At 60.7% G+C, this 24,595-nt stretch carries 19 protein-coding genes and 2 riboswitches; of the genes, 7 read left to right on the forward strand and 12 right to left on the reverse strand.

Annotation, left to right across the window (positions count from 1 at the left end; genetic code table 11):
* Window positions 1-12 precede the first annotated feature (12 nt).
* From KGA81_RS06450 to KGA81_RS06465, 4 genes are read right to left on the reverse strand one after another with little or no spacing between them, the layout of a single operon-like run.
* On the reverse strand, window positions 13-807 hold the full coding sequence (locus KGA81_RS06450; protein ID WP_223545065.1) for an amino acid ABC transporter ATP-binding protein: 795 nt from the start codon (window positions 805-807) through the stop codon (window positions 13-15).
* Entirely contained in the window at window positions 804-1,466 is a 663-nt protein-coding gene (locus KGA81_RS06455; protein ID WP_223545066.1) for an amino acid ABC transporter permease, read from the reverse strand. Before KGA81_RS06455 ends, KGA81_RS06450 begins: the two co-directional genes overlap by 4 nt.
* A gap of 8 nt (window positions 1,467-1,474) precedes the next feature.
* Complete coding sequence (locus KGA81_RS06460; RefSeq protein ID WP_223545067.1) at window positions 1,475-2,137, reverse strand: amino acid ABC transporter permease; 663 nt, start codon at window positions 2,135-2,137, stop codon at window positions 1,475-1,477.
* Between the two features lie 51 nt (window positions 2,138-2,188).
* A complete protein-coding gene (locus tag KGA81_RS06465) occupies window positions 2,189-3,037 on the reverse strand; it encodes a transporter substrate-binding domain-containing protein (protein ID WP_223545068.1) in 849 nt (282 codons plus the stop codon).
* Window positions 3,038-3,409: 372 nt separating this feature from the next.
* Here KGA81_RS06465 and KGA81_RS06470 point away from each other — a divergent pair, with 372 nt between their 5' ends.
* Window positions 3,410-4,102, forward strand: a complete 693-nt coding sequence (locus tag KGA81_RS06470; RefSeq protein ID WP_223545069.1) for a hypothetical protein — start codon at window positions 3,410-3,412, stop codon at window positions 4,100-4,102.
* Between the two features lie 107 nt (window positions 4,103-4,209).
* Here the strand turns inward: KGA81_RS06470 and KGA81_RS06475 are convergent, their stop codons facing one another.
* The 5 genes from KGA81_RS06475 to cobW all read right to left on the reverse strand — a co-directional run bounded on the left by KGA81_RS06475 (window position 4,210) and on the right by cobW (window position 12,671).
* A complete protein-coding gene (locus KGA81_RS06475) occupies window positions 4,210-5,856 on the reverse strand; it encodes a phospholipase D-like domain-containing protein (RefSeq protein ID WP_223545070.1) in 1,647 nt (548 codons plus the stop codon).
* Between the two features lie 27 nt (window positions 5,857-5,883).
* Window positions 5,884-6,486, reverse strand: coding sequence for a vWA domain-containing protein (locus KGA81_RS06480; protein ID WP_223545201.1), 603 nt, complete (start codon window positions 6,484-6,486; stop codon window positions 5,884-5,886).
* 53 nt (window positions 6,487-6,539) lie between these two features.
* Window positions 6,540-7,547 (reverse strand): ATP-binding protein, encoded by a 1,008-nt coding sequence (locus tag KGA81_RS06485; protein ID WP_223545071.1) that lies wholly within the window; start codon window positions 7,545-7,547, stop codon window positions 6,540-6,542.
* A gap of 207 nt (window positions 7,548-7,754) precedes the next feature.
* Window positions 7,755-11,597: a cobaltochelatase subunit CobN gene (gene cobN, locus KGA81_RS06490; protein WP_223545072.1), complete on the reverse strand. Its 3,843-nt coding sequence runs from the start codon at window positions 11,595-11,597 to the stop codon at window positions 7,755-7,757.
* 3 nt (window positions 11,598-11,600) lie between these two features.
* The gene (cobW, locus tag KGA81_RS06495; RefSeq protein ID WP_317850775.1) at window positions 11,601-12,671 is read right to left on the reverse strand and encodes a cobalamin biosynthesis protein CobW; all 1,071 of its coding nucleotides are present in this window, start codon (window positions 12,669-12,671) and stop codon (window positions 11,601-11,603) included.
* Window positions 12,672-12,773: 102 nt separating this feature from the next.
* A riboswitch (cobalamin riboswitch) is annotated at window positions 12,774-12,987 on the reverse strand.
* Between the two features lie 176 nt (window positions 12,988-13,163).
* Window positions 13,164-13,390, forward strand: a riboswitch (cobalamin riboswitch).
* A gap of 120 nt (window positions 13,391-13,510) precedes the next feature.
* Here cobW and KGA81_RS06500 point away from each other — a divergent pair.
* From KGA81_RS06500 to cobM, 4 genes are all read left to right on the forward strand, one after another.
* Entirely contained in the window at window positions 13,511-13,702 is a 192-nt protein-coding gene (locus tag KGA81_RS06500) for a CbtB domain-containing protein (protein ID WP_223545073.1), read from the forward strand.
* Window positions 13,703-13,713: 11 nt separating this feature from the next.
* Window positions 13,714-14,421, forward strand: coding sequence for a CbtA family protein (locus KGA81_RS06505; protein ID WP_223545074.1), 708 nt, complete (start codon window positions 13,714-13,716; stop codon window positions 14,419-14,421).
* A complete protein-coding gene (locus KGA81_RS06510) occupies window positions 14,418-14,831 on the forward strand; it encodes a cobalamin biosynthesis protein (RefSeq protein ID WP_223545075.1) in 414 nt (137 codons plus the stop codon). Before KGA81_RS06505 ends, KGA81_RS06510 begins: the two co-directional genes overlap by 4 nt.
* Window positions 14,832-14,914: 83 nt before the next feature.
* Window positions 14,915-15,661, forward strand: a complete 747-nt coding sequence (gene cobM / locus KGA81_RS06515) for a precorrin-4 C(11)-methyltransferase (protein WP_223545076.1) — start codon at window positions 14,915-14,917, stop codon at window positions 15,659-15,661.
* A gap of 169 nt (window positions 15,662-15,830) precedes the next feature.
* Here cobM and nfuA read toward each other — a convergent pair whose 3' ends face one another.
* Together nfuA and KGA81_RS06525 are read right to left on the reverse strand one after the other, a co-directional pair.
* Complete coding sequence (nfuA, locus tag KGA81_RS06520) at window positions 15,831-16,415, reverse strand: Fe-S biogenesis protein NfuA (protein WP_223545077.1); 585 nt, start codon at window positions 16,413-16,415, stop codon at window positions 15,831-15,833.
* A 192-nt stretch (window positions 16,416-16,607) separates the two neighbouring features.
* Window positions 16,608-18,905 (reverse strand): fatty acid cis/trans isomerase, encoded by a 2,298-nt coding sequence (locus KGA81_RS06525; protein ID WP_223545078.1) that lies wholly within the window; start codon window positions 18,903-18,905, stop codon window positions 16,608-16,610.
* Window positions 18,906-19,064: 159 nt separating this feature from the next.
* On the opposite strand from KGA81_RS06525, the gene metH reads away from it, so the two are divergent.
* Both metH and KGA81_RS06535 read left to right on the forward strand, forming a co-directional pair.
* Window positions 19,065-22,775, forward strand: a complete 3,711-nt coding sequence (metH, locus tag KGA81_RS06530) for a methionine synthase (RefSeq protein WP_223545079.1) — start codon at window positions 19,065-19,067, stop codon at window positions 22,773-22,775.
* Between the two features lie 155 nt (window positions 22,776-22,930).
* Entirely contained in the window at window positions 22,931-23,152 is a 222-nt protein-coding gene (locus KGA81_RS06535; protein WP_223545080.1) for a DUF2970 domain-containing protein, read from the forward strand.
* 6 nt (window positions 23,153-23,158) lie between these two features.
* Here KGA81_RS06535 and KGA81_RS06540 read toward each other — a convergent pair whose 3' ends face one another.
* Window positions 23,159-24,244, reverse strand: a complete 1,086-nt coding sequence (locus KGA81_RS06540; RefSeq protein WP_223545081.1) for an ABC transporter substrate-binding protein — start codon at window positions 24,242-24,244, stop codon at window positions 23,159-23,161.
* Between the last annotated feature and the right edge of the window lie 351 nt (window positions 24,245-24,595).

Raw genomic sequence — 24,595 nt, forward strand, 5'->3', positions numbered from 1 at the left:
TTGAAAATGACGTTAAAAGCGAGTGTTTTTGAGAAATTCCGCCAGTCGTGGCGATTGCGGGCGCTCGAACAGGTCCTTGGGCGGCCCCTGCTCTTCGATACGCCCCTGATTCATGAAAACGATCTTGTCCGAAACCTCGAAAGCAAAGCGCATTTCGTGGGTCACCAGCAGCATGGTCATTCCGTCTTCGGCCAGGCCCTTGATCACGCTCAGCACTTCGCCCACCAGTTCCGGGTCCAGGGCTGAGGTCACTTCGTCGAACAGCATCAGGCTCGGGTTCATGGCGATGGCGCGGGCGATCGCCACGCGCTGCTGCTGCCCGCCAGACAACTGACCGGGAAAGTGATCGCGACGCTCCAGCAGGCCGACGCGCTCGAGCCATTTCTCGGCCAGGGCCACGGCCTCGTCCTTGTGCAGTTTCTTGACCTTGAGCAGACCCAGGGTGACGTTCTGCAATGCAGTCAGGTGCGGGAACAGGTTGAACTGCTGGAACGCCATGCCGGTCATGGCACGATGACGGGCAATGACTTTTTCCGGATGGCGGATGCGTTTGCCGTTGACCTCGTCATAACCGATGGACTCGCCGTCGAGCAGGATCTGCCCGCCCTGGAACTCTTCGAGCATGTTCACGCAGCGCAGCAGCGTGGTCTTGCCCGAGCCGCTGGAACCGATCAACGTCACTACGTTGCCGCGCTGCATCGTCAGATCGACGCCCTTGAGCACCTCGAGCTGGTCGTAACGCTTGTGCAGGCCGCGAATGTCCAGCAGCGGTTGGCCGTTTTGTGCATTGGATTGAGTCTGAGTCATGGCAAAGCCACCCGCTTTTCAATGTGCCGGCCGAGTAACTCGATGCCGTAGTTGATGACGAAGAACAGGAATCCGGCGAACAGATAAAACTCCAGGGTCATGAAGGTCCGGGCGATGATCTGCTGGGTGCTGAGCAGCAATTCGGCGACGCCGATCACCGACAACAGGGTCGAAGCCTTGACGATCTCGGTGGATGAGTTGACCCAGGTCGGCAGGATTTGCCGCAGCGCCTGGGGCAACAGCACGTAACCGAGGGCCTGGTAGAACGTCAGGCCGATGGCCTTGCTAGCCTCCATCTGCCCAAGCGGCAAGGCCTGCAAGGCACCGCGTACGATCTCGGCGACGTGGGAGCCGCAGAACAGCGTCAGCCCCAGCGCACCGGCCTGGAACGCGCTGATCTGCCAGCCCAGCGCCGGCGCCATGTAAAAGCACGCCAGCACCAGCACGAACACGGGCGTGCCGCGAATCACATCGACATAAAAACGAAACGGTGCGCGCATCCAGAATTTTCCGTAGGTCAGCACCAGCCCGGCGACGACGCCGACCAGCGTGCCGAGCGAAATCGCCAGCACCGACACCTGGACGCTGGTCAGAAAGCCTTGCCACAGCACTTCCCGCGCCACCCACAACTCATGCAACCAACTGGGGGATTCGTACATGGAGCCTCCTATCGGCGAATCGCCAGACGCTGTTCGAGGTAACGCAGCATCATGGCAATGAGGTAACAGGCCGCCACATATAGCGCCGTGGTCACCAGCCAGGTTTCAATCACCCGGTAGCTCTCGACATTGATCTTGCGCGCGTAATAGGTCAGCTCCGGTACGGCAATCGCGGCCGCCAGCGAGGTGTCCTTGAACAGCGAAATGAAGTTGTTCGACAGGGCCGGCAACACATTGCGCAGCATTACCGGCACAGTGACGTAGGCCTTGACCTGCCACTCGCCCAGGCCGATGGCCAGCCCGGCTTCGCGCAGGCCCTTGGGAATGCTCAGCAAACCGCCGCGGAACACTTCGGTCAGGTAGGCCCCGGCGTACAGCGACAGGGTGATGATGAACGAGGGAATCTTGTCCAGCCGGATCCCCAGGCTCGGCAACGCAAAGTAGATCGACAGAATCAACACCAGGATCGGCGTGTTACGAATCACCGTGACATACACCGACGCCAGCACCCGCAATGCGCGGTACTTCGACAGCAAGGCAAACGCCATCATCAGGCCGATCACGCAGCCGATGGCGATCGACACCAGTGCCAGTTCAAGGCCCATGCCGAGCCCCGCCAGCAAGGTGTCGAAATCGCGCCAGACGGCGGCAAAGTTCAACTGATAGTTCATGGTCAGCAGTACCTTGAGCGGGGTGACTCAAATCGCCCCGCTCTCACGGAGTCATTTGAATTCGACTGGAAAGCCAATCGCCGGCGTTGGCAGATCCACACCGAACCACTGTTTGAACGATGCCGCGTAAGTCGGGAACTCAACGCCGGTCATGGCTTCATGCAGGGTGGTGTTGACGAAGTTCAGCCAGTCCTGATCGCCGCGCTTGACCGCGCACGCATAGGTCTGCGGGCTCCAGGCATAGGCCGGGCTGCGATATCGGCCGGGGTTCTGCACCATCAGGTATTTCACCGAAGACTGATCGGTGGCCGCCGCGTCGGCGCGGCCGGAGTTCACGGCCTGGTACATCAGGTCCACGCTGTCGTACTGATCGACCTTGGCCTTGGGCAGCGCCTGGTGCACCAGTTCTTCGGCGTAGACGTTTTGCAGCACCGCCACGGTGAGACTGTCACCGGCGGCTTTCATGTCATCGATTTCCTTGTACTTGCTGTTCGCCGGCAGCAGCAGGCCGACACCTTCTCGGTAATACGGCAGGGTGAACGCCACTTGCTGGGCACGGCTGGCCGTCACGGTGATGAACTGGCAGCTCATGTCGACCTTGTCGGTCAGCAGGTTGGGGATTCGCGCGTCGGACGACTGCACCACGAACTCGACCTTGCTCGGGTCGTTGAACAACCCCTTGGCCACCATGCGCGCGATATCGATATCAAAGCCTTGCAACTTGCCGTCGGCGCCCTGGAAGTGCCACGGCGCGTTAGTGCTGCCAGTGCCTACAATCAGTTTGCCGCGGGCCAGAACGCTGTCGAGCTTGCTGTCCGCCGCCTGGGCCACGCCCATGGCAGCAGCAGAGGCTGCTAACAGAAAAACACATGCTGTGAACAAGGAAGGTCGGCGATGCATGGCAAGCACTCCTGGGTGATGTTTATTCCGCTATACCGGAACTTGGTATGTAACAACGGAATAGACAGCAGAAAGTGTGCCACACACCGAGGCAGAAAACCTGGTCGGTTTGAAACTCGAATTGAATCAACGGCATGCGCTAAAACCGGCAAAGGGCGTTACTCATCATCCCGTCAAGCAAGTGCTACCGATGGCTACAGGCTGGATTGATAACGCTCATTCAGTGCGCACATGACCACAACATGTCACTGGTCCATCTGCGTCCAAGCCTGCTGTCACTACTGTCAACTTTGACAGTAGACCCCCGCAAGGCATGTAGAAATACTGGAGTCTCATCTGATTCATACACAGCGCCAATCAAGGGAATTTGAGATGAAGACGCCAAAGGGATTATTTTTCTGTGCAGTACTGGGAGTTGGTTTAACAGGCTGTAACGTTCAACAGGACACATCTGTGACCTCTGTGCTCGAAGAGTGCAAAGATCTGGTCAACAAACAATTGATCGGCCAAAACGGTCCGGAAGTTTGCGTCACGACACCGCTGTCAAAAAACGCGACATCGATTACGGGGACTATCGTCGGTACAGGAACTTTGGGGCCGTTCATGGTGACTGCATTAACCAGTGATGGAACCATCCTTAAACAGGTCACCACCCTCGCCAATGGTGACTTCACGATGACCCCGCTAAACCTGCAGAACCTGCCTGGCAAGGGGATTTCATTCTCGGTTTTCGTGAACGGTGTCAGTTCGCCCCCCACCAAACTGGTCGTTGGACAAGAACCCTCTGTGAAGTGCAGCGAAGACCTCCCTGGATTTTCAATGTGCGGCACTTACCCTGGCGCCATTTTCTTCCCGATAAAAACGTCTACCACCACGATATTCTCGCTTCACCCCGGAGACACTTTTGGGGGCGCAACGCTTCACCCGCCGTCAATGGGGCTGGGGGGCTTTATTAATTGGAAACCAGACAGAACCATTGCATATCAATTGTCCGTCGCTCTGTTACAACCTGGGGATGAACCCCGTGCTTATGCGGAGAACCAAAACAACGAGTCGTTTGCCTAACCCGTGTCACAAACAGTTCTTGCCAATAAAAAACAAGAATGAAAAAGCGAAGTCTCTGAAAAAAAGACAACTGGATAGCCGAGCCATGAACGCGGACTGATGGATCGCTATTGGCCGGTAAACCGCAATCGCGACAACATCCGTAGATCCCCCGCGCGGTAATACTGATCAGTCCAGCTGTTATCCGTCGCCAACGGCTGGACCTGCTTGAGCGCCAGTTTTTTCGCGAAATAGCGAAAGCGGTAATGCTCGTAGAACCGCAGCAACTCCAGGCCATAACGGTCTGCCAGATCGGTATCGCCGCGAATGATCAGATAGTTTTCGTCATTGCCGTTGCTGGCTGCGGCGCTGAGGTTGTGGCTACCGCTTATGATCGTCGGCGTATCACTGGTGAAGTCAGTGACGATGGCTTTGGTGTGCACCAGGATATTGCCCTTCTGCCCCTCCCTGCTTTCCTGGAGCCAGCCTTCCAGCCCTTTGTCGAGCAGGGCAACGGTGGTGAATTCAGCGGTGCGGTCGGCGTGAAACCCGGTGATTTCGCTGGCGGTGTTTTGCAGGCCATAGCGCAGGATGTCGTCATGGGGCAAGCCGAGCAAGGCGTTGAGGATGGCGTCGGGCAAGGTGAACGCAGTGACGAACAGCACATCCTTTTTCGCGGCATTGATGATCGAGACGAACTCATCCAGGTCCCCCCCGCCCGAGCGCGGCGAGAACCCGGCGAAAAGCGCCTGCGTCGGATCCATCGGGTTGTGCTGCGTGATCCATTTCCGCGTGGCGCCGACATCTGCCGGCGTGCTCCAGACCTGCTCGAAGGTTTGCAGATAACGGGTACCGAGCCGCGTATCGTCCAGCACATGCACCACGTTGGCCTGACGGTAGACGCCGTTGGGGGTGAAGTTGGTACTGCCGCAGAGTACCGCTTCGGGCTGATGCCGCCCCGCTGCGTCGAGCCGACTCAAGACCATGAACTTGTTGTGAAAGATATTGTGGGTAACCCGCCCGCATTTGTTCGCCTGGGGGATATTTTTCAGGCTGAGCTCGTTCAAGGTGGTAGTGTCTTGGCCCGGTTGCGCGTGATAAAGGACGCGAACTTTCACGCCGCGTTCCAGCGCAGCCTCCACTGCGTCGACAATCACCTGTAACTGGTACTCATAGATGGCGATATCCAGGGCCCACTGGCCATCGACAGCTCGCTCGATAAACCCCAACAAGCGCCCGAGCAAACCGTTCTCCAACCATCTACGCGGGGCATCGGGCCAGGCTTCGATGGGCAGCTTGTTCTTTTTGCCAATGAGCGCATCGAGATCGGGAAACTTGCGCTCGAACGCCTGACTGGCGGCTACTGCGCGGTTGAAGTTGACACTTTGGTTGCCGGGATGACCATCGTCGCAGGTGACCGTCACCTCCAGAAACTCACCCGGTTGTGGCGCATTGTGGCTGCCGTAGACCGGGTAGACCCGATAATGAATCGTCATCCCCGGATTGGCCGCGTAATCGGCCCAGCGGAATTTCTGTAACGGCGCGATATCGCTGGGCGTAGCGTGGAACTGGGGGAAGGTATGGTCCTTGTCCGGGAATGTCAGGCTATTGAACAGAAACATCCAGGGCTTGCTGCCCTGCTGTTTTTCAATGGCAAAACCCAACAGGCCAATGCGACGGGATTCGGCCAGGTCCATGGCCAACAGTACGCCATTGGTGCCGGCGTAAGCCTTGACGCGAAAATCGTCCTGATCATTGCGGGCTAGAACGCGCATGGGTCACTCCTGTGAAGATCTTTTCGGCTACAAATCATCGATATGCTGATAATGCGTTTGCAGTTGATCCGCCAGCACTTTAGCCCGTCCGAGGCGAATCGGCCCGCGCTCGATGTCGATCACCAGCCCCGGGCATTCGATTGCCGGCAGCATGGACCAGTCCTTCAGCCGTCCATCGGTCACCAACAATAGCCGTTGCTGTTCCGCCGGAAAGCGTTTTTGCCGCGCCATCAACCAGTGCCCTGCCTCACCCAGCGCCGCCAGCAATGGCGTTCCGCCGCCTGCGCCGAGCCCATCGAGCCAATGGCGCAAACCGTTGGAAGCCTTCAACCCTTGCACCTGCCACTTCGGCACCGAGCCGCTGGCAGTCAGCAACGCCAGGCGCGCACGTTGGCGATAGGCATCATCGAACAACTGCGCCAGCAAGCCTTTGGCATCACTCAATGCCTGATGACGGCGGGTCGAAGCCGACGCATCGACAATCACCAGCCACAGTTCATGGGGCGAACGGGTGCGCAGTTGATACAACAGATCAGCACGCTGACGGGGCCGACCATTAAGCAAGGTGCCGGGCCAGTTGACCGAGCCGCTGCGTGCTGCATGGCGCTTGCCCTGTTTGCCGTGGTCCAGCCGCCCGGCACGGGGTCTGGCATTCGCCCCCGCGTCTGAGCGAGGGCGAATGCCTAGGGCTTTTTTGGCCAGCTCGGCACTTCACGTCGTGCGCCGACCGGCAGCGCTTGAGCGGGCATTTCGCCCCACTGGCCCTGACCTTCGCTCGGGTCGGGGTTCTGACTGGAGGGCGGCTGTGCTGCGGGTGATTGGTGCGACATCGGTGGCGAATGTTCGCGACGACGATGGCGCAAGGCGAACTCGGCGACGGCGTCGATATCTTCCTCGGCAATGGCCTTCGCTCCCCGCCAGGCGGCGTGCGCCCGGGCGGCCCGCAGCCAGACCAGATCGGCGCGCAAGCCATCGACCCCGGCAGCGAAGCAACGCTCGGTAATCTGTGCCAGCGCCTGGTCGTCGAGGGGAATGCTTGCCAGTGCATTGCGTGCGTTCTGGCAACGTTCGCGCAGAGACGCCTGCGCCGACTCCCATTCGGCGCAGAAACCTTGCGGATCGCTGTCGAAATCCAGGCGACGACGGATGATCTGGCCGCGCTCGACAGGCGCGGTGTGGCCTGCGAGGGCGACGTTCAAGCCGAAACGGTCCAGCAGTTGCGGGCGCAGTTCACCCTCTTCCGGGTTCATGGTGCCAATCAGCACGAATTTCGCCGAGTGCTGATGGGAAATGCCATCACGCTCGACCAGATTGGTGCCGCTGGCAGCCACATCGAGCAACAGATCAACGAGGTGATCGGGCAACAGATTGACCTCGTCGACGTAGAGCACGCCACCATCGGCCTTGGCCAGTACGCCGGGGGAAAACTGTGCGCGCCCTTCGCCCAACGCGGCATCCAGATCAAGGGTGCCTACCAGGCGTTCCTCGGTGGCGCCCAGCGGCAAGGTGACGAACTGACCGCTGGCCAGCAGGTCCGCCAGACCGCGGGCCAGGGTCGACTTGGCCATGCCCCGCGGACCTTCGATCAGCACGCCGCCGATTTTCGGGTCGATGGCGGTCAGGTAAAGGGCCAGCTTCAAATCGTCGGCGCCGACCACGGCGGAGAGCGGGAAATGGGGGGTGTCGGTCATGTCAGGCGTCTCATCATGGTCGGTTGTGTCGATCAACAATTCAAAGGACAAACTTGGTCCCTGTGGCGAGGGAGCTTGCTCCCGCTCGGCTGCGGAGCGGCCGCAAAACCAGGCAACTCGATTTCCCCGGGAATGCGAGGGCCGCTTCGCGACCCAGCGGGAGCAAGCTCCCTCGCCACAGGTTAGCGTTGGCCCCGGGCTTCTGTGTCAGTTGTCTTCTTCTATATCCAGCAACAAGTTTTCCAGTGCCTCACGGTACTCGCCTGGCTCCTTCCACATCCCCCGCTGTTGCGCCTCGAGCATGCGCTCGGTCATGTCGCGCAAGGCATGGGGATTGTGTTCGCGAACAAAATCCCGGGTGTCCGGGTCGAGCAAATAGGCATCGGCCAGCAATGCATACTGGTGATCGTCGATCAGCTGCGTGGTGGAATCGAAGGCGAACAGGTTATCAACCGTCGCGGCCATTTCGAACGCGCCTTTGTAGCCATGACGCTTGACGCCTTCAAGCCACTTCGGATTGGCGGCCCGGGAACGGATCACCCGGTTCAGCTCTTCCTTCAAGGTGCGAATCTTCGGCAAGTCCGGCTGACTGTGGTCGCCATGATAACTGGCCGCCGCCTCGCCTTTCAGGCTTTCCACCGCTGCGAGCATACCGCCCTGGAACTGGTAGTAATCGTTGGAGTCGAGCAGATCGTGCTCGCGGTTATCCTGGTTTTGCAGCACTGCCTGTACCTGGCTCAGGCGCTGACTGAACTGTTCACGGGCGGCGGTACCCTCATCAGATCCGCCGTAAGCGTAGCCGCCCCAGTTGAGGTAAACCTCGGCCAGGTCCTCGCGGGTTTGCCACAGCCGACCGTCGATGGCGCCCTGCACCCCTGCGCCGTAGGCACCGGGTTTGGCCCCGAAAATCCGCCAGCCGGCCTGACGTCGCGCCGCGTCTTCATCGAGCCCCGTCTGCAGCAAGGCTGCACGCTCGGCGCGCACCTTGGCCGCCAGTGGATTGAGGTCGTCCGGCTCATCGAGGTCGGCCACCGCTTGCACCGCCGCGTCGAACAAGCGAATCAGATTGGCAAAGGCATCGCGGAAGAACCCCGACACACGCAAGGTCACATCCACCCGCGGACGGTCAAGCAAACTCAGCGGCAGAATCTCGAAGTCATCGACCCGCTGGCTGCCTGTGGCCCAGACCGGACGCACACCCATCAGCGCCATCGCCTGGGCGATGTCATCGCCGCCGGTACGCATGGTCGCGGTGCCCCACACCGACAGACCGAGCTGGCGCAAATGATCGCCGTGGTCTTGCAGGTGCCGTTCGAGAATCAGGTTGGCCGACTGGAACCCGATGCGCCACGCCGTGGTGGTCGGCAGGTTGCGCACGTCCACCGAATAAAAGTTGCGCCCGGTGGGCAGCACGTCCAGACGCCCACGACTCGGCGCGCCACTCGGGCCGGCCGGGACGAAGCGACCGCTCAGGGCATCGAGCAAGCCGCGCATTTCTGCGGGGCCGCAGGCGTCCAGGCGCGGGGCAACCACCTCGCGCAGGTTGTCGATGATGGCTTGCACTTCAGACCAGCCCACCCCTTGTAGGAGCGAGCTTGCTCGCGATGGTGTATCAGTTGACATCAATGTGGCTGACACACCATCGCGAGCAAGCTCGCTCCCACGGGGGCTGTTCAACGCGTCCGAAATCAACTGCGCGGCGAACAACTCCAGGCGTTCGCGGGTATCGCCCGCCGAGCGCCAGGTCTCGTCGCTGATGTTCTCAAGAGCCTCGGGGCGCGGCCCTGTCCACGGTTCGGCCAGCGCACAATCGAGCGGATCGAAGCCCAACGCAAAGGCCTTGGCCAACGCCCGCAGCAGACTCGACTGCGCACCACGGCCATCGCCCCGTGGAATGCGCAACAACGCCAGCAAGGTATCGATACGCAAACGCCCGGTGGGCGATTCGCCGAACACATGCAGGCCATCGCGGATCTGCGACTCTTTCAAGTCGCACAGATAGGTGTCGAGTCGCGGCAACCAGATCGCCGCATCGGCATCGCTGTCGAGCTGCTCGTCCAGTTGCAGTTCGCGGTCGATGTGCGAGTCGCGCACCAGTTGCAGGATGTCGCGCTGCAACTCCCGGGCGCGGCGTGGATCGAGCAATTGCGCGTCGTAATATTCGTCGGCCAACAGTTCGAGGTTGCGCAGTGGGCCGTAGGTTTCGGCGCGGGTCAGCGGGGGCATCAAGTGATCGATGATCACCGCCTGGGTGCGCCGCTTGGCCTGGGCGCCCTCGCCCGGGTCGTTGACGATGAATGGATAGATGTTCGGCAGCGGCCCGAGCAGTGCATCCGGCCAGCAATTTTCCGAGAGCCCCACGCCTTTGCCCGGCAGCCATTCGAGGTTGCCGTGCTTGCCGACGTGGATCACGCCGTGGGCGCCGTAGGTGTTGCGCAGCCAGAAGTAAAATGCCAGGTAACCGTGGGGCGGCACCAGGTCCGGGTCGTGATACACCGCGCTCGGGTCGACCTGATAACCCCGCGCCGGCTGAATGCCGACGAAGGTCAGGCCAAATCGCAAGCCGGCGATCATCATCCGTGCGTTGCGGCACATGGGATCGTTTTCCGGTGCGCCCCAACGTTCGAGCACCGCTGCGCGGTTCGCTTCGGGCAACGCGTCGAACATCTTCAAATACTCATCCATTGCCAGACTTTGCTGGCACGGACGCTGGTCGATCGTGTCCAGATCATTGCTGACGCCGCCGAGCAGCTGCTGGATCAGCGCGGTGCCACTGTCCGGCAACCCGGCCGGCAGCGGATAACCTTCGGCATGCAGCGCCCGCAGGATATTCAGTGCGGCGGCCGGGGTGTCGAGGCCGACGCCATTACCGATGCGACCGTCGCGAGTCGGATAATTGGCGAGAATCAAGGCAATGCGCTTCTGTGCATTGGGCACCCGCGCCAGATCGACCCAGCGCCGCGCCAGTTCGGCAACGAAATCCATGCGCTCAGGTTGGGCCCGGTAGCAGACCACATCCGACTGACTGCGCTCACTGCGCCACGCCAGGTCCTTGAAGCTGATCGGGCGGCTGATGATGCGCCCGTCCAGTTCCGGCAAGGCAATGTGCATCGCCAGGTCGCGAGGGCCAAGCCCCTGTTCGCTGGCGCGCCAACCCGGTTCGTTGTCCTGGGCGCAAATCGCCTGGATCACAGGAATGTTGCGGCGAAACGGGCGCAGGTGCGGCGCTTCGGGGCTGGACTGAGCGAAGCCGGTGGTGTTCAGGATCACCGAGACGCTGGCCTCGTCCAGCCAGTCTTCGACCCTGGAAAGGCAAGCTGGCTCTTTCAGGCTGGCCAGCGCAATCGGCAATGGATTCAACCCCGCCGCCTGTAAACGCTGGCAAAAAACATCAATGAAAGCGGTGTTCGCCGCCTGCAAATGCGAGCGGTAAAACAGCACCGCCGCCACCGGTTGACCCGCGTGCCAGTCGGCCTGCCAGTCGCTCAGTGCGGCGCAGTGTCGGTGCGGATGGTAAATCGCCGTGCGCGGCAGGGTTTGCGGCTCGCCCCAGGTGTAATCACGGGCCAGCCAACGGTTGGCCAGGCAGCGGAAGAAGTCCAGGGCGTTACCCATGCCACCCTGACGCAGAAACTGCCAGAGCCGGTCACGATCCTCGGCGCCGACGGTGCTCAGGTCACTGAGCTCCGGGTCCGGACGATCATCGCCCGGCACCAGAATCACCTGCACGCCGCGCTGGGACAGTTCGACCAGGCGTTCGATGCCGTAACGCCAATAGGCGATGCCACCGTGCAGCGAAATCAGGATCACCTTGGCGTGACGCAGCACTTCATCGACGTACAAATCGACCGAGGCATGGTTCTGCACCTGCATCGGGTTGGCCAGGCGCACGCTCGGGTAATCGTCGGGCAATTGCTGCGCCGCTTCGGCGAGCAGCGCCAGGCTGGAATCGCCGCTGCACAGGACCACCAGTTCGGCGGGGGTTTGTCCAAGGTCGGCAATGTTGTCATCCGACACGAAACCGCCGGGCTGGGTCCTGAGCAGGTGCATGGCTTACACGCTGAGCGCGGCGCGCAGTTGCGCTTCGAGAACCGTGGCATCCAGTTCCTGGCCGATCAGCACCAGGCGGGTGATGCGCGCTTCTTCGGCGCCCCACTGGCGGTCGAAGTGTTTGTCGAAACGCGTGCCCACGCCCTGGATCAGCAGGCGCATCGGCTTGTTCGGGACTGCCGCGAAACCCTTGACTCGCAAGATGCCGTGCTGGACCACCAGTTGGGTCAGCGCGTCCATCAGCAGGCTTTCGTCGGCTTGCGGCAGTTGGATGGAGATCGAATCGAAGGCGTCGTGATCGTGGTCATCGTGATCGTCGTCGCCATCATGATGATGGTCATGGTGACTATGCCGGCTGTCGATGTGTTCTTCGGAGCCGGCACCCAGGCCGATCAGCACGTCCAGCGGCAGGCGACCGCTACTGGCTTCGACGACTTTCACCGCTGGCGGCAACTCTTCGGAGACTTCCAGGCGCACACGGGCCAGGTCGGCCGGGTTGATCAGGTCGGTTTTGTTGAGGATCACCAGGTCGGCGCTGGCCAGTTGGTCGGCGAACAGCTCGTGCAGCGGCGATTCGTGGTCCAGATTCGGGTCGAGTTTGCGCTGTGCGTCGACCTGATCCGGGAAGGCCGCGAAGGTGCCGGCGGCGACGGCCGGGCTGTCGACCACGGTGATTACCGCATCCACCGTGCAGGCGCTGCGGATTTCCGGCCACTGGAAGGCTTGCACCAGCGGCTTGGGCAGGGCCAGGCCGGAGGTTTCGATGAGAATGTGGTCCAGATCGCCGCGACGGGCCACCAGTTCGCGCATCACCGGAAAGAATTCTTCCTGGACGGTGCAGCACAGGCAGCCGTTGGCCAGTTCATAGACACGGCCGTTGGCTTCTTCTTCGGTGCAACCGATTGAGCACTGCTTGAGGATTTCGCCGTCGATACCCAACTCGCCAAATTCGTTGACGATCACCGCGATGCGGCGACCCTGGGCGTTGTCGAGCATGTGGCGCAGCAGCGTGGTTTTACCCGAGCCGAGAAAGCCGGTGACGATGGTGACGGGTAGTTTGGCCAGTGTTTTCATCGGATGCCCTATGGCTTAGGTGGCGGGCATACGGGACGACAACCGGCAACACGCGCGCGCGTGCCTGAAGAGTTCGCCACCGGATCACCCCGCCCGGTTGAAGGTGAGAATCTGTAACGAGGCAGGTCTCCTGGCTGACGGTGCGCCGGCCTTGAGCCTGGCATTCGCTGCGCCTTCCCGCCGGCCTCATGGATTGAGTCAGCAGTGGCGTGGCAACGAACATCACCGTTCACAGTTGCGGGGGCAGCCGCGGCATCGACCGCGTTCCCTTCTTAGCTTCGACAAACGCCGAAGAACCTCGAAAGCGCAAGGCTACGCATGGTATTGGGGTGGGTCAATATCTTGTGGTGCCCTCACTGGCCTCATCGCGAGCAAGCTCGCTCCCACAGGGGATCGCGCTCCAATGTGGGAGCGAGCTTGCTCGCGATTCAGGCGACGCGGTTCCGAGTTGAGAACCCTTGCCAATTGACGCCCAACCCCTGCCCATGCTCTCCTACGCACCTTGTTACGGGTGCCCTTCACAGGGTGAAACGGGAAACCGGTGAATCATGTGCTTTACTCTAAAGCCATGTCAGTCCGGTGCTGCCCCCGCAACGGTAAGCGAGCGAAGCGTCAGATCCACTGTGCCACTACGGCATGGGAAGGTGGCGCTTGCAGGATCAGGCGAACGCCTGCGCCCCTCGTGAGCCCGGAGACCGGCCCGCAACACAAAGTGACCAATACGGTCACCGAACCAACAAACCCGCGGTGGGCGGGCGCTGTTTGAACCTCTGCGCGCCTGGTCCTGCGGAGGTTTGCATGCGCTCTTATTCCCCGCTGACAGACCAGAGGGATACGCCATGTCGATCATCAGCAGCGCCGAACACACATCCGCGAGCACCACCACAACCCTGACCCAACGTCTGACCGCCGCCGTCTTCGCGTCGATCCTGGGTGCGAGCCTTGTGTATTTCGCCGGTTTCTCGCACATCGAAGCGGTGCACAACGCGGCCCACGATACCCGTCACAGCTCCGCGTTCCCGTGCCATTGAGAGCTGTCGACATGATCAAGCGTATTGCGCAAACCGCAGGTTTCACCGGGCTGCTGGCCGCCCTGCTGCTGACCCTGCTGCAAAGCTTCTGGGTCGCTCCGCTGATATTGCAGGCCGAGACCTACGAAAAAGCCGAACCGGCCGCGGTTGAAATGCATGAGCACGCCGACGGTGCGATGGCCGCCCACACTCACGATGGCGAAGCCTGGGAGCCGGAAGACGGCTGGCAACGCGTGCTGTCGACCACCGGCGGCAATCTGGTGGTAGCGGTCGGTTTCGCCCTGATGCTGGCCGGCCTGTATACCTTGCGTGCGCCGACCAAAACCTCCCAGGGCCTGCTCTGGGGCCTGGCCGGTTATGCGACGTTCGTGCTCGCGCCGACGCTCGGCCTGCCACCGGAATTGCCCGGCACTGCCGCCGCCGATCTGGCACAACGGCAACTGTGGTGGATCGGCACGGCCGCCTCCACTGCCGTCGGTATCGCCCTGATCGTATTCAGCCGTCACTGGCTGATGAAAGTCCTCGGCGTGGCAATCCTTGCCGTTCCCCATGTGATTGGCGCACCGCAACCGCAAGTGCATTCGATGCTCGCTCCAGAGGTGCTGGAAACCCAATTCAAAATCGCTTCGCAGCTGACCAACGTGGTGTTCTGGCTGGCCCTGGGCCTGATCAGCGCCTGGTTGTTCCGTCGCAAAAGCGATGGCCAATACCACGCATGACTGACGTCAGCACAGCGCCGACCCTGGCGGTCGGCCTGGGCTGCCAACGGGGCTGCCCCGTCAGCACGTTGCTGGCGCTGCTCGACCAGGCACTGGAGGCGCACCAGATTGCTCGTCATGAAATCAAGGCCCTGGCCAGCATCGACTCCAAGCGTGACGAACCTGCGCTGATCGAACTGGCTCAGCAGCTTGGCCTGGAATTGATGTATTTCAGCAGTGAACAACTGGCCGCTTATGAACCGCAACTCAGCCATCAATCGCAAATAGCGTTTGAACGCACCGGCTGCTACGGCGTGGCGGAAAGCGCCGCCCTGGCCCTGGCGGAACAACTGGCCCAGGCCCCGGCAAAACTGTTGATTCCGCGGCAAAAATACGCGCAGGCGACCCTGGCATTGGCTGGCGCTGCGTAAAAAACCGATAATCCCCGCCTTTAATCATGAACATTCTTCATCTGAAGCCCTGTTCAGCCTCTATTTCCCTACAGGAACCGACCATGACCGTCTACTTCATTGGCGCAGGTCCCGGCGACCCCGAACTGATTACCGTCAAGGGCCAGCGGCTGATTCGCAGCTGCCCGGTGATCATTTATGCCGGCTCCCTGGTGCCTGCTGCCGTACTGGAGGGTCACTGTGCCGAACAGGTGGTCAATAGCGCCGAACTGCACCTGGAACAGATCATCGACCTGATCAGGACCGCCCACGCCAACGGTCAGGATGTTGCCCGAGTGCACTCCGGCGATCCGAGTCTTTATGGTGCAATTGGCGAGCAGATTCGCTATCTGCGTGAACTGGACATTGCGTTCGAAATCGTCCCAGGCGTGACCGCCACAGCCGCTTGCGCGGCGCTCTTGGGCGCGGAGCTGACCCTGCCGGACATTTCGCAGAGCGTGATCCTGACTCGCTACGCCGACAAAACCGCCATGCCGCCGGGAGAGGAATTTTCCAGCCTGGCGCAACACGGCGCGACCATGGCGATTCATTTAGGGGTCAATCACCTGGCGAAGATCGTTGAGGAACTGCTGCCCCATTACGGCGCCGATTGCCCGATTGCGGTGGTGCACCGCGCGAGCTGGCCGGATCAGGACTGGGTGGTGGGCACGCTCGAGGATATTGCCGGGAAGGTTGAAGCCAAGGGCTTTCGCCGTACGGCGTTGATTCTGGTGGGTCGGGTGCTGGGCAGTGACCACTTCAGTGAGTCATCGTTGTATCGCGCTGGGCATGCGCATCTCTACAGGCCCTGAAGCAACTGTGGCGAGGGAGCTTGCTCCCGCTGGACCGCGAAGCGGTCCCAATATCAGCCAACGCATTCATCACGGGAAAATGCATTGACTGATTTTGTGATGGCTATGCCATCAAGCGGGAGCAAGCTCCCTCGCCACAGCGCCGTTTTTTCGTTTCGCAGCGAACGCCTTAGTAGTAGGCGTTTTCTTTCTGCGTGTGGTCGGTCACGTCGCGAACGCCCTTGAGCTCGGGAATGCGCTCGAGCAAGGTGCGTTCGATGCCTTCCTTCAGCGTCACATCAGCCTGGCCGCAGCCCTGGCAACCACCGCCGAACTGCAGGACGGCGATGCCATCTTCGACCACGTCGATCAGGCTGACCTGACCGCCGTGGCTGGCCAGCCCCGGGTTGATCTCGGTTTGCAGGTAATAGTTGATGCGCTCGTTGACTGGACTGTCGGCGTTGACCATCGGTACTTTGGCGTTTGGTGCCTTGATGGTCAGCTGACCGCCCATGCGGTCGGTGGCGTAGTCGACAACCGCGTCGTCCAGGAAAGCTTCGCTGAAGTGGTCGATGTACGCGGTGAAGCTTTTGAGCCCCAGCGCGGTGTCTTCGGGTTTTTCTTCGCCCGGCTTGCAGTAGGCAATGCAGGTTTCGGCGTACTGGGTGCCAGGCTGGGTGATGAAGATGCGAATGCCGATGCCCGGGGTGTTCTGCTTGGACAGCAGATCAGCCAGATAATCGTGGGCGGCGTCAGTGATGGTAATAGCGGTCATGGAAACTCCTCGCAGGCTTGAGCGCAGTTTACGCCAATCAACGCGCCGGACAAAGTCCTAGTATTTTTGTCAGGAAAGATTCTTCGATGCCCTGTAGGAGCTGGCTTGCCAGCGAAGGCGCCAGATCAGTCGACATTTGTGTTGAATGTCGTGGCCTCTTGCTGGCAAGCCAGCTCCTACAGGGTGGTATGGTCACAGGTTCTCGTAGCGGTTCATGTCCAGCACGCCTTCTTCCACCGGATCGGTTTCGTGGATGTAGCGGCTCAGGTCATGGAAATAAGCCCAGAATTGCGGATGACTGCGGCGTATTCCCCAACGTTCGACGATTTTCTCGAAGCTGTCGGTATCCTTGGCGCTTTCCATCGCATCCACGAACGCCGGCACTTGCCCGGCCGGGATGTTGAACATGAAGTTTGGATAGCTGCTGAGCACACCCGGGAAAATCGTCAGGGTGTCGAGCCCCGGCTGATAGCGCAGCGACTCACCGAGCAGGAACGCTACGTTGCTGTGGGCACGGTTGCGCAGCAGGCTGTAGACCTCACGCTTGCCGCTGCCGGTTTCGATGCGCAGCAGGGTCGCTTCCGGCAGTTGATCAATCACTTTCAACCCGGCCGCCGGACGCGAAGTCAGGCGGCTTAGCGTCTGTTCGGCACTTTGCAGGTCCGGATCGATGTTCGGCCGCGAGCAGTAGGCGCCGTCGCAGCGGTTGATCGGGTCGGGGCGGGCATTGAGGTCGCCGTAGCGGGCCAGCAATTGCCGGGCGAAGTCCCGCTTGGGATCCTGCGAATCAAGACTCAGCGCAGTCGGTTTGTCATCGTCGATGGACTCATAGTCCAGCCACATCTTGAATTTGCCACTGTTCTGATACCAGTCGTCGAGGTAGCCTTCCCGGGAATCGGCAGGCATCAGGCGCAGGAAATTCTGCTCGGCACCGTTGCGGATCAGGTCGAAATACAGCCGCGTCTGGGCCTGGTGGGATACGTTGCCGAATACATCGAAGTTCACTGCCAGTTGATAATAGGTGCGCTCCAGCAGCGGATAGTCGAACAGCCACATCGTTTGCGGCACATCGCCGATCAGGCCTTTGGTCACCGAAGCACTGTCGAAATGGCGGAAAATGCTCAGCAACGCATTGTCATTGCCCGCCCACAGGGTCGACCAGCTTGGCGCAGGCAGGTCAGCGTAGCTGTCCCGGCGCAAGGCTTCGTATTCATTACGTTTGTCGCGATAGTCATGCCACAGGCTGAGGACACTTCCGACGTCGTCGTTCTGCCCCGGCATCGCCAGCAACGGCGTGGCCTGCCCGCGATAGTTCGGATCGGTGACATAGAGATCGTGCTCGGGCGCCTGGAACAGTGCCCAGAAATTATCGCGGATCACGTCGGTGGCGATCTGCCCGCGGCACACCGGGCCGCGGATAAACGTGCGTACAAAGTACTCGGCGTTATCGAGCATGAACTGATAGCGCGCCTGGGCCGGGATCGCTTCGAAGGTGGCAAACGGGTTGGCCCGGCTCTGCGGCCCGTAGCCCGGCAATGCATCGACCTGCCAGTTGCCGCTGTAGAACAGGCTCTTGACCCGCGCCAGCTTCGGCGCACTCAACGGATAGGTGATGTGGGTCTTGTGCACGATCACGCCCTGCACCGGCCACAAGCGATAGTAAAACTGCGTGCCCGGATCATCGTTCGGGCGACGGGTGTTGATCAGGTCGATCGGCTGGCCGGTCGGGGTGCGCGAACGCACCCACTGGAAGAAATGCCCGGGCTCGCCATCCTTGAAGTAGAGATGGGCGAGGAACCAGTGCTCGTACAGCCAGCGCCCCACCAGGCTTTCCCGGGCGCCCGGGGAGTTGAGCAGGTTTTCCCATTGCACCACCTCCAAGGCTTCCTTGGCGCTGGGCGCCAGCGCCTGCTGATCGATCGGCGCGCCTGCCACCAGCCAGCGTTGTAGCGTCTGGTACTGCTGGTCGGTCAGGCCGGTCACTGCCAGCGGCATACCCTCCTTCGGATGCTTGGCGGAGTAGCCGTCGAACTCGCCGGGCATGGCACACATGTTTTCCCGGTTCAGGCCCAGGACGATGTCTTCCGGCAGCCTGGCGTTGGGCTGCAATGGGGTTTTGTGGCCCAGTTCCAGCATCCGCGCCATCAGTGCGGCCTGGCTGCCCCGGGCATCGAGCACCGAATAGAAGCCCTTTTGCTGCCAGGCCTGTTTGCCGGAGGCGTCATAAAACAGTCGGGTCGGCGCAACGGCCTGGCGGCGCTCCCCGTCGTAGACCGGGACTTTCGTCGCGCCCCGTGCCGCGCCCTCGCCGCTGCCCAGGTTGAGCTGACAGGCGGCGTCGTTGCAGGCATGGCAGGCCACGCACTTTTCAGTGAAGATCGGTTGAATATCACGGCTGTAGGAAATGGCAGGGGAAATCGCCGGACTTTGCGCCACAGCGCTCCAGCTTGAAAACAACAGCAATGTACCGATGACGAAGCGATACGACATGTCCCTGGTCCTGAATCCTGAAAAAAACGCCGCGATTCTACCGGTCTCTGTCATCCTTACCAACATGAACGATATTCATGCAAAATCGAGTCATGCTCCAAAAGCGCACAGGTTTGCTATCATCCCGGCCCTTCGTCATGGTCTTACCGAGTAGTCCAAATGTCCGATCGCAGCGTTCGCCTTCAAGCTCTCAAGCACGCCCTCAAAGAGCGCATCCTGATTCTCGATGGCGGTATGGGCACGATGATCCAGAGCTACAAGCTCGAAGAGCAGGATTACCGTGGCAAACGCTTCGCTGACTGGCCAAGCGATGTCAAAGGTAACAACGATCTGCTGGTACTGACTCGCCCGGACGTGATTGGCGGCATTGAAAAAGCCTACCTGGACGCCGGCGCCGACATTCTGGAAACCAATACCTTCAACGCCACCCAGATCTCCCTGGCTGACTATGGCATGCAAGGCCTGGCGTACGAGTTAAACGTAGAAGGCGCACGCCTGGCGCGCAAGGTCGCCGACGCCAAGACCCTGGAAACGCCGGACAAGCCGCGCTTCGTCGCCGGCGTGCTCGGCCCTACAAGTCGCACCTGCTCGTTGTCCCCGGACGTGAACAACCCCGGCTACCGCAATGTGACCTTCGATGAGCTGGTGGAGAACTACACCGAATCCACCAAGGGCCTGATCGAAGGCGGCGCCGACCTGATCCTGATCGAAACCATTTTCGACACCCTGAACGCCAAGGCCGCGATCTTCGCCGTGCAAGGCGTGTTCGAAGAACTGGGCGTCGAGCTGCCGATCATGATTTCCGGCACCATCACCGACGCCTCGGGTCGCACCCTGTCCGGCCAGACCACCGAAGCCTTCTGGAACTCCGTGGCCCACGCCAGGCCGATTTCCGTTGGCCTGAACTGCGCCCTCGGCGCCCGCGAATTGCGCCCGTACCTCGAGGAGCTGTCGAACAAGGCAGGCACCCACGTTTCCGCGCACCCGAACGCCGGCCTGCCGAACGAATTCGGCGAGTACGACGAACTGCCATCGGAAACCGCCAAGGTCATCGAAGAATTCGCCCAAAGCGGCTTCCTCAACATCGTCGGCGGTTGCTGCGGCACCACCCCGGGCCACATCGAAGCCATCGCCAAGGCTGTGGCCGGTTATGCGCCGCGCGAGATTCCAGACATTCCCAAGGCGTGCCGCCTCTCGGGCCTCGAGCCGTTCACCATCGATCGCAGCTCGCTGTTCGTCAACGTCGGCGAGCGCACCAATATCACCGGTTCCGCCAAGTTCGCGCGCCTGATCCGTGAAGACAACTACACCGAAGCTCTGGAAGTCGCCCTGCAACAGGTCGAAGCCGGCGCCCAGGTGATCGACATCAACATGGACGAAGGGATGCTCGATTCGAAGAAGGCCATGGTGACCTTCCTCAATCTGATTGCCGGCGAACCGGACATCTCCCGCGTCCCGATCATGATCGACTCCTCCAAGTGGGAAGTGATCGAAGCCGGCCTCAAGTGCATCCAGGGCAAGGGCATCGTCAACTCGATCAGCATGAAGGAAGGCGTCGAGCAGTTCATTCACCACGCCAGACTGTGCAAGCGCTACGGTGCCGCGGTGGTGGTGATGGCCTTCGACGAAGCCGGCCAGGCCGACACCGAAGCGCGCAAGAAAGAAATCTGCAAACGCTCCTACGACATTCTGGTCAACGAAGTGGACTTCCCGCCGGAAGACATCATCTTCGACCCGAACATCTTCGCGGTAGCCACCGGTATCGAAGAACACAACAACTACGCCGTCGATTTCATCAATGCCTGTGCCTACATCCGTGACGAACTGCCGTATGCGCTGACCTCCGGTGGCGTGTCCAACGTGTCGTTCTCGTTCCGCGGCAACAACCCGGTGCGTGAGGCGATCCACTCGGTGTTCCTGCTGTATGCGATCCGTAATGGCCTGACCATGGGTATCGTCAACGCCGGACAACTGGAGATCTACGACCAGATCCCGGTGGAGCTGCGCGACGCCGTCGAAGACGTGATCCTCAACCGCACCCCGGAAGGCACCGACGCCCTCCTCGCCATCGCCGACAAGTACAAGGGCGACGGCAGCGTCAAGGAAGCCGAGACCGAAGAGTGGCGCAACTGGGACGTCAACAAACGTCTGGAGCACGCACTGGTCAAGGGCATCACCACCCACATCGTCGAAGACACCGAAGAGTCGCGCCTGTCCTTCGCCCGCCCGATCGAAGTGATCGAGGGCCCGCTGATGGCCGGCATGAACATCGTCGGCGACCTGTTCGGCGCAGGTAAAATGTTCCTGCCGCAGGTGGTCAAATCCGCTCGGGTGATGAAGCAGGCCGTAGCGCATCTGATCCCGTTCATCGAACTGGAAAAAGGCGACAAACCCGAAGCCAAGGGCAAGATCCTGATGGCGACCGTCAAAGGCGACGTGCACGACATCGGCAAGAACATCGTTGGCGTGGTGCTGGGCTGCAACGGCTATGACATCGTCGACCTCGGCGTGATGGTGCCGGCGGAGAAAATCCTGCAAGTGGCCAAGGAACAGAAGTGCGACATCATCGGCCTGTCCGGCCTGATCACCCCGTCGCTGGATGAAATGGTTCACGTCGCCCGCGAAATGCAGCGTCAGGACTTCCATCTGCCGTTGATGATCGGTGGCGCGACTACCTCCAAGGCGCACACGGCGGTGAAGATCGAGCCCAAGTACAGCAACGACGCGGTGATCTACGTCACCGACGCCTCCCGCGCCGTGGGCGTGGCGACCCAGTTGCTGTCCAAGGAACTCAAGGCCGGTTTCGTCGAGAAAACCCGCCAGGACTACATCGAGGTTCGCGAGCGTACCGCCAACCGCAGCGCCCGCACCGAACGCCTGAGCTACGGCGCGGCCATCGCCAAGAAGCCGCAATTCGACTGGGCGAGCTACACGCCGGTCAAACCGACTTTCACCGGAACGCGGGTGCTGGACAACATCGACCTCAACGTTCTGGCCGAATACATCGACTGGACGCCGTTTTTCATATCCTGGGACCTGGCCGGCAAGTTCCCGCGCATCCTCCAGGACGAAGTGGTCGGTGAAGCCGCCACCTCACTGTACAAAGATGCCCGGGAAATGCTCAGCAAACTGATCGACGAGAAACTGATCAGCGCCCGCGCAGTGTTTGGCTTCTGGCCGGCCAACCAGGTGCATGACGACGACATCGAGCTCTATGACGATGACGGCAAGCCAATGGCCAAGTTGCACCACTTGCGTCAACAGATCATCAAGACCGACGGCAAGCCGAACTTCTCCCTGGCCGACTTCGTTGCGCCCAAAGACAGTGAAGTGACCGACTACGTGGGTGGCTTCATTACCACCGCGGGGATCGGTGCCGAAGAGGTCGCCAAGGCCTACCAGGACGCTGGCGACGATTACAACTCGATCATGGTCAAGGCCCTGGCCGATCGTCTGGCCGAGGCCTGTGCCGAGTGGCTGCACCAGCAGGTGCGTAAAAACTACTGGGGTTACGCCAAGGATGAGACGCTGGACAACGAGGCGCTGATCAAGGAGCAATACACCGGCATCCGCCCGGCTCCGGGCTACCCGGCCTGCCCGGATCACACTGAAAAGGCCCAACTGTTCGCCCTGCTCGATCCAGAGGCCCAGGAAATGCGCGCAGGCCGCAGCGGCGTATTCCTCACCGAGCACTACGCGATGTTCCCGGCGGCAGCGGTCAGCGGCTGGTACTTCGCCCACCCGCAGGCGCAGTATTTCGCCGTGGGCAAGATCGACAAGGATCAGGTGCAGAGCTACACCTCGCGTAAAGGTCAGGAGTTGAGCGTGACCGAGCGTTGGCTGGCGCCGAACCTGGGTTACGACAACTAACCCTCATCCCCTGTGGGAGCGTGGCTTGCCCGCGATGGACGCGCCGCGGTCTCACAGGGAAAACGCGTCATCGTTCATCGCGGGCAAGCCACGCTCCCACAGGTTTCGGGTGTATTGTCTATGCTTACGTCTCACACATGCGTGACGAGGGATTTATGGACGATCCAGCCGACAACAACAAACCGCCGACCTTCTGGCAGATGCTGCACAGTGTGCTGGCTGCCGCGTTCGGGGTACAGAGCGGCAAGAACCGGGCGCGCGACTTCACTCACGGTAAGCCGAGTCATTTCGTGATTCTGGGGATTCTGTTCACGGCAGTGTTCGCGCTGACACTGTTTGGCATCGTCAAACTGGTGTTGCACCTGGCGGGTATCTGAACCGACTCAGTGCATCAGGGCTTGCAGGCTGAACGGGTAGCGCCAGGACGTCGGCCGCCCCTTGGCCGAGAGTTTCTGGAAATCCACACCGTAATCCTGAGTGGTGGTCAACGCCAGCAGTCGCTTGGCTTGTGCGTGGTCGATCAGTTGCAACAACGGAATCTGCCGGTCGCGCCCACCGTACTGGCTGACATCCACCCCCTGGTCGTAGTCATGCAACTGCACCAGTGCCCAACCGCCCAGAGTGAAGTGCCCGCCCAACAGCACACTCAACCGCCCGTCCAACAGCGCCTGTAACGCGGCCGGTGAATTGTTGATGGCGCTGAACAGCACGTCCTTGCCGGGCTGGCCTCCGGTTTCGGCATAAGCCTGCATGGCGCCAAAGGCCATTTCATCGTTGGCCGACCAGACCAGCGACGTTTGCGGATAACGCTTGAACAATAACCTGGCCTGTTCATAGGCGCGCTCGCGGGTCCAGCTGCCATAGACCAACTGGCGCAACCGCACTTCAGGGTGTTCGGCCAATGCTCGCATCATGCCCTTCTCACGCTGTTGCGCGGCTGGCGTGATCTTCAGGCCGGAAAAGGCCACCAGATCGATGACCTGGCCGGGCGCGACCGGGCGATGCAGGCGAATCAGCTGCTTGAGCATCAAGTAGCCGCCCTCCTCATTGTTGGGCACCAGGCTGCCCAACCAGTCGGAATACTTGTCCGGCTGAGTGCCGAGCAGGCGCATCTGGTCTGCGGTCAGGCCGTTGTTGACCATAAACAGCTTCACACCGCTGCCTTGAGCCAGACGCAGGATTTCAGGCGCAACGTACAGTTCGTTGACGAACACCAGATAGTCCGGTCGATTGGGCCCTTGCAGGGCTTCGCGGGCCTGCTTGAGTGTGGTTTCAGCGTTTCGCTCGGAATACTGGATGTGCAAATCCATGCCCAGGTCCTTGGCCGCGGCCTGCATGAATTGCGAGTAACTGACCCAGAATGTCTCCTGGGTGGTCCCTGGATTGAGGAACAATACGGACGCCGCCTGGACACACGGTCCCCAGACCATACCCAGCGCCAGCACTGCGCCACAGAAGAACTTCAACATTGATCGTCCGAGCCCCCGAAAATTCGCCGCGCATTATAGGCAGCGAACCTTCGTAAAACGGCGATTTTTCCGGTTTTTGTCAGACAATCGTCGGAACCGGGCCCGGACGGGGTCGTTTACTGATGGCTGACCCAGAAAACCGCCGTCCCCACGACCAGAATGATCAGGAACAAAATGGCCCAGGCATCAACGGTGCTGTCGCTTTTCCGTGCTTTGGTCGGGTTGCTCATTGCATCGCCTCTTGTCGGTTTTATCGGTGATTGCATAAAGACTCGAGCAGAGTAAAGACGACGATTGCCCGCACCACAAACAGGGCCTTTGCAACAACGATTCTCATTAGGCGATTTGGTT

Origin of the sequence: Pseudomonas sp. A-B-19, from assembly GCF_019947515.1 — a bacterium.
In the GTDB taxonomy this organism is placed as follows: domain Bacteria; phylum Pseudomonadota; class Gammaproteobacteria; order Pseudomonadales; family Pseudomonadaceae; genus Aquipseudomonas.